This window comes from Rhodopseudomonas infernalis (assembly GCF_022271405.1).
GTDB classification, from domain to species: domain Bacteria; phylum Pseudomonadota; class Alphaproteobacteria; order Rhizobiales; family Xanthobacteraceae; genus Rhodopseudomonas; species Rhodopseudomonas infernalis.
This window is the reverse complement of the sequence record NZ_JAJNAL010000012.1, coordinates 61,712-73,624: the sequence shown is the minus strand read 5'-3', so window position 1 is coordinate 73,624 and position 11,913 is coordinate 61,712. Positions and strand designations below refer to the sequence as shown.

Below are 11,913 nucleotides of genomic sequence, written 5' to 3'. Positions count from 1 at the left end.
ATGGGCGTGCGTCTCGGTGCGAGCAGGCGGCGGCAAGCCGAGGATGATCTCGCCGTCGCGCACGAGATCAACGTCACGCCGTTCATCGACGTCATGCTGGTGCTGCTGATCATCTTCATGGTGGCGGCGCCGCTCGCCACCGTCGATCTCGGCGTCGATCTGCCGGCCTCGACCGCGGCGCCGCAGCCGCGGCCGGACAAGCCGGTGTATCTGACGCTGCAATCCGACCTGACGCTGGCGATCGGCGAGACGCCCGTCGCCCGCGATGGGCTCGACGCCGCGCTGCAGGACGCGACCAACGGCAACAAGGACGAGCGCATTTTCGTTCGCGCCGACAAGGCGGTCAGCTACGGCGAGCTGATGGCGGTGATGAACCTGTTGCGCGGCGCCGGCTATCTCAAGGTCGCGCTGGTCGGCCTCGACGGGCGCGACGGACCATGACTGAACCGGCCAACGCCTACGCGCTGCACGACGAGCCCGGCCGTGGCCGCGCCTCGCAATGGCTGGCGTCGGCGATCGCGATCGTCGCGGCGCATCTGCTGCTGATCGCCGCCGCGCTCGCCTGGTATCAGCAGGCCCCGCCGCCGGGCGTCGAGATGCCGGCCATCATGGTCGATCTGTCGCCGGCCCCCGCCGCGCCCTCGCTCCAGCCGCAGGATCTGGCGCCGGGGCCGACGATGCAGCAGGCGCAGCCGGCGCCGGAGGTGAGCGAGCCGGATCGGCCGACGCACGACACCGAGCCGACACAGCCGCAAGTCGCGCAGCAGGCCTTGCAGCAGGCCGAGCCCGTCCCGGTGGCGCCGTCCCCCGAGGTCGCGCTGCCGCCGCCGGCCAAGCAGGCCGAGGCGGCGAAGCAGCCCGAGGCAAAGCCGGTCGCTAAGCCCAAGCCTGAGCCCAAGCGCACCTCGCGCGACGAGCCGAAGCGCAAGCGCGCCGAGCCAAAGCCGGAGTCGCGTGATCCGCCGGCACCGCGGAGCACGGCCGCGCCGCGGGCCGAGCGTCAGGCGGCGCCACAATCCTCGCCGCAGGCCGGCCGCGCCGCCGCGGCGGCCGCGCTGCCGTCCTATCGCGACCGCCTCGCCGCGCATCTGGCCCGTTACAAGCAATATCCCTCGGCCTCGAAAGCCGCCGGCGAGCAGGGCACCGCGATGCTCAGCTTCACCGTCGGCCGCAGCGGCCAGGTGCTCGGCAGCCGCCTCGCGCGCTCCTCCGGCCACCCCGCGCTCGACGCCGAGACCATGGCCATGATCCACCGCGCCCAGCCGCTGCCGTCCTTCCCGCCCGAAATGACTCAGACCTCGCTGAGCTTCACCGTCCCGGTGAACTTCTCACTCCGGTGAGCACTCTGGGGTGAGCAGCGCGCGAGGCTCGCGTGTCGATCCGCCACGAGCGCAGCCCATGCATCCGACCTGATAGTTCGTGAATGGAGCAGTCGCCTACGCGGAATGAGCGCTTTAACGACTTCTTAACTACACCAATCTAGGGTTGCAGAATTGCTGCATATTCCCGGGCGTTGCGAATTGTTTGCGCCGCTCCTGCGTGATCGCAAGTCGGCTCGAAGACACGGATTGCGAAATCCATGGCCGTCATTTCACCCAGCACCAACCAGATCTCGCCCGCCGCGGAGCGAATGTACGGCCTCAGCCGTCTGGTCGGTGAGTGGAAGGGCAAGTGGTCCGGTAAAAATCAGGATGTCGGCTTCAAGGTGGTCAACATCCGCGGCGCCCGCGCGCAGATCGAATACACCCACAACGGACGCACCGAGCGCGGCATCGCCAAGGTCGAACAAGGCACGATCACCTTCGGCAACGTGACGTTCGGCACCAAGGACGGCAAGACCGCCGCGCTGGTGTTCACCTCCGGCGGCGGCAAGGCGGCGGCGTTTCTCGACAAGCAGGCGTCGCCGGCCGACACCAATCCGCTGGTCGGCAGCTGGGGCGGTCATTCCGACGACACCCAGGGCACCTCGAGCTTCCGCGTGCTGTCGATCAACGGCAACGAGGCGAAGGTCAAGACCGTCATCAACGGCATCACCCGCGAGGGCACCGGCCTCGTCTACAAGAACGTCATCATGTTCGGCCAGGCCCAGCTCTCTACCGAGGACGGCAGGAACGGCAGGATCATCGTACAGTCCGGCCTCCGCTCGTTCCTCGTCCCAGCGACCAAGTACACGTCGGCCGACTCCACGTCGTCGTCAGGGGTCAACAAGGTCGCCTAGCGGCGCACGGCTGCGAATGCAGATGTAGACGGCGGATGGCGCTGGGCTCATCCGCCCGACGTCAGAAGCCTCGTCGCCAGCTGATGGACCTGCCGGACGCCTGGTTGATCCAGACTCCAGGTCGCGACCTCCTTGCGGATGAGATCGGGATGCTTCTTGCTGATGTCCCGCAGGGCATTGCCGACCGATTTGCGCAGATAGTCGCTATCGTCGGTCCTGAGCGGCGCCAGCAGGGCGACGGCGGCCTCTGGATGATCGCGAAAGTAAGGACGCCCGGTCCAGATGCGCAGCCCCTCGGTCACGGCGCGCCGGGTGTTGGCGGACGCCGCGGACAACCACTCCCTGATGGTCGGCAGCGCGGCCTGATAGCCGGTGTCCGTGCAAAACCGGTCGAACGCCTTGGCGAGGATTTCCTGCACACGCCAATCGTCGTCCTGACTGACCCGTCGTTTCAGAACCGCGAGCGCATCGCGATCACCGGCGGCCAGGCGCCCGAGGATGAACGTTCCCACACATCGGGCCTGATGCACCTCGGATCGCAGCAGCTGCAGCGCGACGTCTTTCGATCGCGCCACATCGCCGACTTCGATCACCTCGTCGGCTGCGAGCTGCAGATCCTTGAAACCATTCCGGGTCGTCTGTGCCCGCGCAACGATCGCCTCAATCATCCCATCGTGGCCCCGGTTCGAATTTTGCCGGAAGATACCGCGCTGGAGATTCGGTTTCTATTCGCCCAACGGGCTGCCTCTCCCCAAGCACGACGCGCCCCCTCTCCCGCTTGCGGGAGAGGGCCGAGGTGAGGGCGACGCGGGCAGGGAATTTCGTCCAGACAAACTCATCGGCGGATCAGCCAAAGGCGTAACCCGCCGATGCGTAACATCGATAAAGGCGGCGGACGACGCTGCGCTCATCCGCCTGACGCGCGTCCAAAACTACTTGGCGACACAGCCCGGTTTCACATTCATGCAGGCGCCGCTGGCTTCACGGGCGACGACCTTCGGTGCCGCGCCGGTGATGTCGATGGAATAGTTGCATCCCTTCGACACCGAGCCCTGGGTCGAAGACCCCATCGTGCAGCGGTAGCCGCTGACCTCGACCGTGATGGTGTCTTCTTTCGGCGTGAAGCCGACTTCCTGTTCGAGCTTGAGCGGAGTCGAACTCCCGGACTTGACGTCGAGGCTGACCACTGCACGCACGCTGTCGGCGGAGGCAGACCCGATTCCGAGGACTGACGTCAGAACGAGGGCCGCACTGAGGGAATAATATCTGGTCATCAGTTACTCTCCCTAATTGCCGTGAACTACTCAAATGCGCGTGCCGTGATGAGCACGCAGAAGTCGCGTAGCTGGTGTGTGGCCGATCGTCAATTCTTTTGCCTTGCAGGCCCAATCAGACCCGAACGCCTAGTTAAAGTTCTGCTTCGCCTATCGCGTCAGGTCGTCGAAAGATGCGTCAATTCCGCCTTCGTAATTAGTTGTGCAAATTGCGACAGCGAGGTCAAACTGCACCGCAGCGAATCGAAAAAGCCGCGCTGCACGCGTCGAGCCATCACCATCCCTAAGCCGCAGCGCGCCCTCTCTCCCGCGTGCGAGAGAGGGTAGGGGTGAGGACGACGCGGGCAGGGAGTCTCATTCGGACGGTATGTAGGGCGGGTTAGCCGAAGGCGTAACCCGCCGATACGTGACGTCAATCAAGGCGGCGGATTGCCTGCTAGCGCGGCCTGCGCGTGCCAACCTCTCCCGTGTAGGGATTCATGTTGCCACGGGTCGTGTAGTTGTCCATCTACGTGGAATTGGGATTTGTCGCGTGGGAGCCAGGCACGTAAGTTCCATGGCTGTTGACATAAGGCGAAACCGAATGGCTTCGGGAGTTCGATCCGTAGCCATATTGCGCATACGCAGCCGATGTCAGGCAAAGGATCGTCGCGCCGACGAGAATAATGCTCTTCATCAAAATTCCTCCCTCGTTTAATTGTGCCAAACACCAAGCACACGGTGTATTCGGCGTCGAGGGGCATCGATCGACTAAATCAGTCAACGAGTTTGCGGGGATCGATGCGCTCCGGTCTTTACAACGTCCGCGATTTCCTCAGGGCCGAACCGGAGGCCGTCCGAGGTCACGAGCCATGTCTCGCCCGTCGTCGTTACGCTGAAGGTGAAGCTGCCGCCGCAGCGGTCGATCTGTTCTGCGGCCAAAACGATTCCCCTGGAGAATCCATGTGTCTCGATCGCCTCCAGGGCCCGCTGTGAACACGATGGATTGAAAAGACAGGTTCGCCCCGTGCTCCGAGATAATAATCGCCGGTACAGTCGAATCGCCGAAAGGCTCAGCGGCGTGACCACGGGATCGAACCAAAGCGGTTGCGAGCACTTCGCGGCAATGCGCACCGCGGAGCAGCATACGTTCGCAATGAGGGTCATACGCGGGTTTTGACGGCTGTCCCCCAGCCATAGACTTCGAACACGGGCTGAGTGTTGTTGCATCCGAGATTGGCGCTCGACTCGCGATAGTCGTAGCCGACATGGATCACGCCATCGCCACCGGACGCGAGGGCAGCGTTAAGCAGCGCCTGCGTGACGTCTTCGTAGGCTTCCTGAACCGGCAGCCCGCCTGCGCGGCCGCAACCGCCCGCCTTGGGAGTCCGGCTGGCGGTCGCGTGCACGACGCCCAGCACCTGATAGGGAGAATTGATGTTGCCTGTTGCGACTAATGCCATGGTTACCTCTGTCGAATGATGATCGTCGGAGAGAGCATCCGAGACGTCGGGCAGCGGAGCTTGCACGCCCGCCGATCGGGAGCGCGCCGCCTGTTGCCGATCCGCCTAAGCGTTGGTGGCCCGATTGCGAATCGCGCGAACGTCGCCAACCAGCTGACCGAACGCGAACAGCGCGACGCCGGGTATCGACAGCAGCACGGCGATCAGAAACAGCAAGAGCGGCGCGCCACCCGCCGGCATCTGCAACTCGCGCGACAACGGCGCTTGCAAGCCGATGAAAAACGACAGCCAAACCAAACAGAGGTAGGCGCCTGAAACGATCTTCAGAAATACCGACATGAAATTTGCCTCGCAGGAAATCATCTCGATCCTGCCCAGCCGCACTGCATGCTTCAAGTCGACTTGTGTTCTATGGTGAGGGAGCTGTAGCGCCGTGGCCCGCATGAGCCGAGCGATATGCGGGGAAGCGGAGAATGAAGATCCCGGCTATCGCTACGCTCACCCGGGCTACGCATGCTGCGAGAGAGCGATGCCACCCCAAGCACGGCGCGCTCCCTCTCCCGCCTGCGGGAGAGGGTTGGGGTGAGGGCGCCCCGGGCAGTGAGTCCGCCTCAAATCCAAGGATCGCTGACCGCCGCGCCGGCGCGTTTGAACTCGCGGGTGTCGCGTGTCACGACGGTGAGGCCGTGATGCAGCGCGGTGGCGGCGATCAGCAAATCGGGCTGCGAGAAGGTGTGCCGCGCCTTGCGTCCCTGCTCGACCAGCAGCCGCCATTTCAGCATCACGTCCTCGGACACCGGGAGCACGCGCTGATCGAACATCGGGCGCACCCGATGGGTGAGCCAGTCGGTCAGCTCGGCGCGCCGGGATGCGTCGGCGATCTGCTCGATGCCGAAGCGCAGCTCGGCGAGCGTGACGACGCTGACATAGAGCAGGTCCAGCGGCTGCGCGGAGACGAAGGCCACCACCTTGCGCTCCGGCTTCGGCCGGCGAAGCTCGGACAGCACGTTGGTGTCGAGCAGCCAGCCGCTCACGGCTCAGGACGACAGATCGACGTCGCGCACCGGCATTCGCGCGCGCCTCGGAGCCAGCTCGGTCCTGCGATGCGGCGAGGCCTGCATCGCCTCGACCAGCAATGCGCCGCTGCGCTCGCCGCTGAGCCGGCGATAATCGTCCGCCGCCACCACCACGACTTCATCGCGGCCGTGCACGGTCACGATCTGAGGTCCCTCATCACGCGCCGACCGCACCACCTCGCTGAACCGCGCCTTGGCGTCCTGGAGTTGCCAGCGGCCGAGCTTCGGCTGCGATGTGCGGGGCCGTGAGGGGAGCGGCGGCTTCAATCTGGTCATACTGACCAGATTAGGCGGGCGGCGCGGATTTGCAAGAGCCGAGCGAACGCCCTGGATGACCGCATCGCACCATCGCCGAGGTGTTGAAGTCCACCTATCCCCAAGCCGCAGCGCGCCCCCTCTCCCGCTTGCGGGAGAGGGCTGGGGTGAGGGCGACGCGGGCAGTGAGCCTCGTTCGAATAATTTGTAGGGCGGGTTAGTCGAGGCGTAATCCGCCGATACGTGACGCCAATGAATGCGGCGGATGGCGCTGCGCTAATCCTCCCGACGAGCTACGAGCTAGCGGTAGCCCACATGAGCGAAGCGACATGCGGGCTGCGCCGAATAAAGGTCCCGAGTATCGCTACGCTCATCCTGGCTGCGCTTGCTGACTCGCTCGCTTCAGTGGCACTAGCGAGAGATGGTTTGAGGGCATTCTCACAACTACATCCCTTTCCCGTGTAGTCCTGAATGTGATCTGTGGTGTAATCTTTTCGTAGAGGGGCGAGATGTGCGGGCACTTCATCAGCTTGCGCTTTGCAAAGAAGGCGCAATGATCGGCGATCTGCAATAGCAATGAGGCTTCTTTCTTGGCGAAATGAACGGCATCCACAATATAGTTGGATTGAAACAGTTGCGCCTTACCCCAGTAATCATTGAATGCTGAATTCTTGTCGCGGGCCAACGGTTGGATGAGCGCTTGCACCTCATCCATGCCCTGCTCTTTTCCGGCGCTCATTCGATCAGTGTAACTAGAGTGCAGTGACGCCAAGAGTCTTTTGATCCGATCTGTATCTTCTGCAATGAGTATCGCGACCTCATCTGAAGCATTTGCTTCCATCCATTTTTCGACACGCCTTACGGCGTTAATAAATGCTTCCAAATGAGCCCACATATTTTGGATTTTTTGGTCGGCGGGATCTTTGCACCGTTGTTCATCGAAGAGGGCGGCGTAGTGGTTGCGATTGATGTAGCTGACGACTAGCGGAAGATTGAATTCCGCTGGGATAGCCGATAGGCGGGTTAAAATCTCGAGCCGTCTTTCGAGCGGCCACTTCTTGCGATCAAAAAGACCTGAACCATGCCAAATATCTTTGGCGTGGAAGATCAATCGGTGCCCGTAGTAAGGCACATATTCCGGCACCAATTCTTCTGCTAAGGTAGAGAGGTGCTGTTCGAGAAGCTTCCATTTCTTGTCGGCATTTACGATGACGCCGCCCACCACCAGGTAGGGTTCATGCACTCTGTTGGAGATTCCCGCCTCATCAAGATAAACGAGCTGCACGATATGTTTACCTCCGCATTTCGTTCTCGCCGGAGTGATCAATACGGTGTCTGAATCGGAGGATGGCTGAGTCGAGCAGAGCTCTGTAACAGTGGCGAGCGATGCTCGCGGACGCGAAAGAACGAGTCCCGGCTATCTTTATTCTGAGGCTCTTACTTGTTTCGAGTCGTTGCAAGTGGTTTTATCGGCGCTGAAGTGCGGTTCTCAGTTGTATGAATGCTCATAAAGTCCGAATTTCGTTAAGGAGCGCCGTGGCCCGCATGAGCAGAGCGATATGCGGGAAGCGCAGAATGAAGATCCCGCTAACGCTACGCTCACACAGGCTAAGCTTGCTCGTGCGAAGACTGAAGAGGTGGACTGGGCTGGGTGATCCTCTCGAAGAGTTAGTCCACTATCTCGGAAGGTGACAGGCCGGCTGGGCAATTTGTCTGTCGTCAGGCGCCACTCTGGTTTTGCAGCACGGATATTCTTGAATTTTGGTCGAGTCTTGGTCGTGGGGGGCATGTTCATCCTGCCGACGCAGAAGTCTTTCGGCGGATCGATCCGCAAAAACACGGTTTTCGACTTGATTGTCTCCCGGGCAGTTTCGCTGGGCGCTTGCGATCCGCCCCGGTCGTCTTGCTCAATCTTTCACCTGGCTACAGCGAGGCGACTCTCACTGAAGCTACGTCTCCAGTGGCAATGGATCGCCATTTTCAGAACAGGCTCGGAGAAACACCTCTGCGAGAAAATGCCCCTGGTAGCGATTGGATCGAGAGTCGAACGAGTTGCTTCGGAAGCTATGATGTTATCAGGTTAGACTTCGCAGTTCTCAACATTGGGGCGTATCACATCGAAAGATGTGAGGAGCTATGGGGCTCTGCTTACGTTGTCCTCTAGTCGGATTTCGCTGCAATGGGCACAGAGCGCTCTTTTCCCTGAAGCCGAGGCTGGTCGTCGGGTCGTGATCGGCATGAGGGCCGCGGCGTACTGGGGGTTAGATCTTGGTCGCAACTACGCCGGCACACTATTTTCGCCCAAGTCAACCGGGGTTGATACCTCTTGAAGAATAGCGCCAACGCGACGCTTCTCGAACTTGTGAAGGATAGTATCTCATAGAGGCCTACGTGAGCCCATCGTCAGGTGCGCGAGGGCTTGATAATTCGGGATATAAGTTGTCATTCCTATTCATCCCATCCCATCGAGCGGCGCGTTGCCGGAGCGCTGGTCGTCGCGGGGAGGGGTGTGGCGCCTGCGGGCGTGGGGTGGACGTCGCCCTGCGCACTCGGGACGCCTCGGGTCGCCGTCCGGCCCCACGACGGGGGTCTGCCACTTGTTAGTTGGCTGGACGGGCACAGGTGAAGGCGGAGAAGTCCCGCCGGATCCGTCGGGTTTCATTACCCGTGCCTGTGCCCGGAAGCACGGCCCTGAGGCGCAAAGTCGCCCAGAGCAGCCGCAGGCTGCGTAAACTTGCCTGCGATGTGGAGCGTCGAAAGGCGTTCCGCGGCGCTGATCGCCGGCGATCCGGCGAGCATCGCTGTGGCACTCACTACCAAGTTGCGCCTTTCGGCGCTCCGCCTCCCTCACTAGGGAGGCCAACCGGGACGGCCGAGCCGGCGTACAGCCGACAACGCATCGCCGTGCCCGCTTTTCAGCACATCGTCAGCAGGACAGGAGAGGCCGATGGCCGGTGATGTCGACGACATCGAGGTGATTTACGACGAGGAATTTTTGGCGCAGCGCGCCCGGAGGCGGAGACGGCGCGCGCGGTCGCCGAGGCCGAGACACGGCAAGCGCTGCGCGCCGAGGATCGTGAGCGCAGCAAACGCGCGGTGCGGCGGCGGATGGCAGACTCGCTGCACGGCTGGCGCCGCCGCAGGTTGAAGGTCTGCCGCCGCGCGCGGTGCTGCCGGACCGTCACCACGCAATGCGTCTCCGTGAGCCACAACGCCTGGCCGCTCGCCGAGGAAACGGCCGCGATCGACGCGTACTACGCCGCGCTGCAGCGGTACTGGCGAGAGGTGGCGGCGCAGCGGTGATGGTGCGGATGATGAGGGCGCCCGCGGCCAGCCGCGCGATCGAGCGCGGAGCCGGCACTCTCCGTGTCCGTCATCCTCTGCGAAGGCGGAGGATACAGTATGGCGGGGCGCCGGCGTTCAGCAACGAGCGCCCTGGGATACTGGGTCGCCCGCCTGCGCGGGCGATGACGGTGGGGGTGGGAAGGGTACCGCGCGCAGGGCGCGAGCGTCGACACGAGGCAGCGATGGGTTTCGTCGGCGATGGGTTTCGCTGCGCTCGACCCATCCTACGCGAAGCGTCGGCGCTTCGAAGCGGGCGCGGCGCGACGGATCGCGCCGCGGCCCGGCTCAGATGTCTTCGTCTTCGTCCTCGGCCTTCTTGCCGCCGATGGTCTTGAGCTTGGCGAACACCGCGTCGAGGTTGAGGTCGTCTTCGCTCTTGCCGGAGGCGGGTTCGTATTCGTCCTTGCGGGTGGTTTCGGAGGCCGGCAGCAGGGTGGCGCCGCCGTATTGCGTGTCGGTCGGCTTTTCCTTGGCGGCGCGCTGCACCTCGAAGTCGAGGTCGAGCTGCGAGCACAGGCCGAGCGTCACCGGGTCCATCGGGGTCAGCGTCGCGGCGTTCCAATGGGTGCGGTCGCGGACGCTGGCGATCGTGGTCTTGGTGGTCCCGACCAGGCGCATGATCTGCGCGTCCTTGAGTTCCGGATGGTTGCGCACCAGCCACAGGATCGCGCTCGGGCGCTCGTGGCGGCGAGACACGGGGGTATAGCGCGGACCCTTCTTCTTGCTGGCCTGCGGCAGAATCACCTTGCTCTCGGCGAGCCTGAGGCGGTGGTCGGGGTCGTTCTCACCCTTTTCGATCTCGTCGCGGGTGAGCTGGCCGGACGAAATCGGGTCCATGCCCTTGATGCCCTGGGCGGAGTCGCCATCGGCGATCGCCTGGATTTCGAGCGGATGCATCTTGGTGAAGTCGGCGACCTGGTCGAACGACAACGCCGTGTTGTCGAGCAGCCAGACGGCGGTGGCCTTCGGCATCAGCGGTGCGTTGCTCATGGCAAATCTCCTTTATCCCTTGCCCCTGGGACTTCTGAGGCAAGGCGGGTCATCGGTGATGACGGGAATTGGCGTTTATATATGCCGTTCGGGCGTTGCCACGCAATGGTCTGCTAAAGTGCAGCGATGGGCGGCCTTGACAGAGCCGCAATGCCGTCCCAATTCCTAAGGTCAGGACGAACCACTCGTAAGGCCCCCTGGGGCTGCCAGGTCGTCGTTCGTCGCCGCCGTTTTTCGGCCTGTGGGCAAGCTTCCCGGAACGCGCAAATATGCTGGCCAAACCGCCTCTCAAGATCGTCCTTTGCTCGCCGCGTGGCTTCTGTGCCGGCGTGGTGCGGGCGATCGATACCGTCGAGCGCGCGCTGGCGCTGTACGGCGCCCCGGTCTATGTCCGCCACGAGATCGTGCACAATAAATATGTGGTGGACAGCCTGCGCGCCAAGGGCGCGATCTTCGTCGAGGAACTCGAGGAGATCCCGGTGACGTCCGCCCCGGTGGTGTTCTCGGCCCACGGGGTGCCGAAATCGGTCCCGGAAGATGCCATCAAGCGGAATTTCTTCTCGGTCGACGCCACCTGTCCGCTGGTCACCAAGGTGCACCGCGAGGCGGCGATCCATTTCAAGCGCGGCCGTGAGATTCTGCTGATCGGTCATTCGCACCATCCGGAGGTGGTCGGCACGGTCGGCCAGCTGCCGGTCGGCGCGGTGACGCTGATCGAGACCGCCGCCGACGCCGCGACCTTCACGCCGAAGGACCCGAACAATCTCGCCTTCGTCACCCAGACCACGCTGTCGATCGACGACACCGCCGGGATCGTGGCGATCCTGCGCGAGCGCTTCCCGAACATCTCCGGGCCGCACAAGGAAGACATCTGCTACGCCACCACCAACCGCCAGGCGGCGGTGAAGAAGGTGGCGCCCGTGGTCGACGCCATGATCGTGGTCGGCGCGCCGAATTCATCGAATTCGCAGCGGCTGCGTGAAGTCGCCGAGCGCGAGGGGTGCAGGGTGGCGGTGCTGGCGCAGCGCGCCTCCGATATCGACTGGTCGCAGTTCGAGGGCATCACCAGCCTCGGCCTGACCGCGGGTGCCTCGGCGCCCGAGGTCATCGTCGAGGAAATCATGGGCGCCTTCGCCGAACGTTTCGAACTCAGCGTCGAGACGGTCTCGGCCGCGGAGGAAAATGAGTTCTTCCCCCTGCCGCGCGTGCTGCGCCCGGACGCCGCCGCCGAGTAGCGGCGCGAGGGGCGGCCCGGCCTTTCATTGCCGGCCGCATTGGTCTAGGAAGCCGCCACGATTCCTCGCTGACCGGGA

14 protein-coding genes are annotated in these 11,913 nt (G+C 63.3%); 5 read left to right on the top strand and 9 right to left on the bottom strand.

The annotated features are described in order from the left end of the window. The 3 genes from exbD (at position 1) to LPW26_RS10775 (ending at position 2,218) form a co-directional block, all read left to right on the top strand. The gene (gene exbD / locus LPW26_RS10785; protein ID WP_238735050.1) at positions 1-441 is read left to right on the top strand and encodes a TonB system transport protein ExbD; all 441 of its coding nucleotides are present in this window, start codon (positions 1-3) and stop codon (positions 439-441) included. Continuing rightward, positions 438-1,340, top strand: coding sequence for a TonB family protein (locus tag LPW26_RS10780; protein ID WP_238735048.1), 903 nt, complete (start codon positions 438-440; stop codon positions 1,338-1,340). The genes exbD and LPW26_RS10780 overlap by 4 nt, the downstream gene beginning before the upstream one ends. Before the next feature lie 239 nt (positions 1,341-1,579). Next, positions 1,580-2,218, top strand: coding sequence for a hypothetical protein (locus tag LPW26_RS10775; protein ID WP_238735046.1), 639 nt, complete (start codon positions 1,580-1,582; stop codon positions 2,216-2,218). A 47-nt stretch (positions 2,219-2,265) separates the two neighbouring features. Here the strand turns inward: LPW26_RS10775 and LPW26_RS10770 are convergent, their stop codons facing one another. The 8 genes from LPW26_RS10770 to LPW26_RS10740 all read right to left on the bottom strand — a co-directional run bounded on the left by LPW26_RS10770 (position 2,266) and on the right by LPW26_RS10740 (position 7,550). Continuing rightward, positions 2,266-2,886, bottom strand: a complete 621-nt coding sequence (locus tag LPW26_RS10770; RefSeq protein ID WP_238735044.1) for a DNA alkylation repair protein — start codon at positions 2,884-2,886, stop codon at positions 2,266-2,268. A gap of 264 nt (positions 2,887-3,150) precedes the next feature. Beyond that, positions 3,151-3,492, bottom strand: a complete 342-nt coding sequence (locus LPW26_RS10765; protein WP_238735042.1) for a hypothetical protein — start codon at positions 3,490-3,492, stop codon at positions 3,151-3,153. A 759-nt stretch (positions 3,493-4,251) separates the two neighbouring features. Continuing rightward, positions 4,252-4,638, bottom strand: a complete 387-nt coding sequence (yidD, locus tag LPW26_RS25400) for a membrane protein insertion efficiency factor YidD (protein WP_406677377.1) — start codon at positions 4,636-4,638, stop codon at positions 4,252-4,254. Further along, a complete protein-coding gene (locus tag LPW26_RS10760; RefSeq protein WP_238735040.1) occupies positions 4,635-4,934 on the bottom strand; it encodes a hypothetical protein in 300 nt (99 codons plus the stop codon). Before LPW26_RS10760 ends, yidD begins: the two co-directional genes overlap by 4 nt. A 105-nt stretch (positions 4,935-5,039) precedes the next feature. Beyond that, positions 5,040-5,330, bottom strand: coding sequence for a hypothetical protein (locus LPW26_RS10755; RefSeq protein WP_238735038.1), 291 nt, complete (start codon positions 5,328-5,330; stop codon positions 5,040-5,042). Positions 5,331-5,545: 215 nt separating this feature from the next. Next, a complete protein-coding gene (locus LPW26_RS10750; protein ID WP_238735036.1) occupies positions 5,546-5,968 on the bottom strand; it encodes a type II toxin-antitoxin system VapC family toxin in 423 nt (140 codons plus the stop codon). Positions 5,969-5,971: 3 nt separating this feature from the next. Then, on the bottom strand, positions 5,972-6,286 hold the full coding sequence (locus tag LPW26_RS10745; protein ID WP_238735034.1) for a type II toxin-antitoxin system Phd/YefM family antitoxin: 315 nt from the start codon (positions 6,284-6,286) through the stop codon (positions 5,972-5,974). A gap of 349 nt (positions 6,287-6,635) precedes the next feature. After that, positions 6,636-7,550, bottom strand: coding sequence for a DUF3800 domain-containing protein (locus tag LPW26_RS10740; protein WP_238735032.1), 915 nt, complete (start codon positions 7,548-7,550; stop codon positions 6,636-6,638). A 1,823-nt stretch (positions 7,551-9,373) separates the two neighbouring features. Between LPW26_RS10740 and LPW26_RS10735 the strand changes: the two genes are divergently transcribed. Further along, entirely contained in the window at positions 9,374-9,568 is a 195-nt protein-coding gene (locus LPW26_RS10735; RefSeq protein ID WP_238735030.1) for a hypothetical protein, read from the top strand. A gap of 327 nt (positions 9,569-9,895) precedes the next feature. Here LPW26_RS10735 and LPW26_RS10730 read toward each other — a convergent pair whose 3' ends face one another. Beyond that, the gene (locus tag LPW26_RS10730) at positions 9,896-10,600 is read right to left on the bottom strand and encodes a DUF1013 domain-containing protein (protein ID WP_238735028.1); all 705 of its coding nucleotides are present in this window, start codon (positions 10,598-10,600) and stop codon (positions 9,896-9,898) included. Between the two features lie 269 nt (positions 10,601-10,869). On the opposite strand from LPW26_RS10730, the gene ispH reads away from it, so the two are divergent. Further along, entirely contained in the window at positions 10,870-11,835 is a 966-nt protein-coding gene (ispH, locus tag LPW26_RS10725; RefSeq protein WP_238735027.1) for a 4-hydroxy-3-methylbut-2-enyl diphosphate reductase, read from the top strand. The last annotated feature ends 78 nt before the right edge of the window (positions 11,836-11,913 follow it).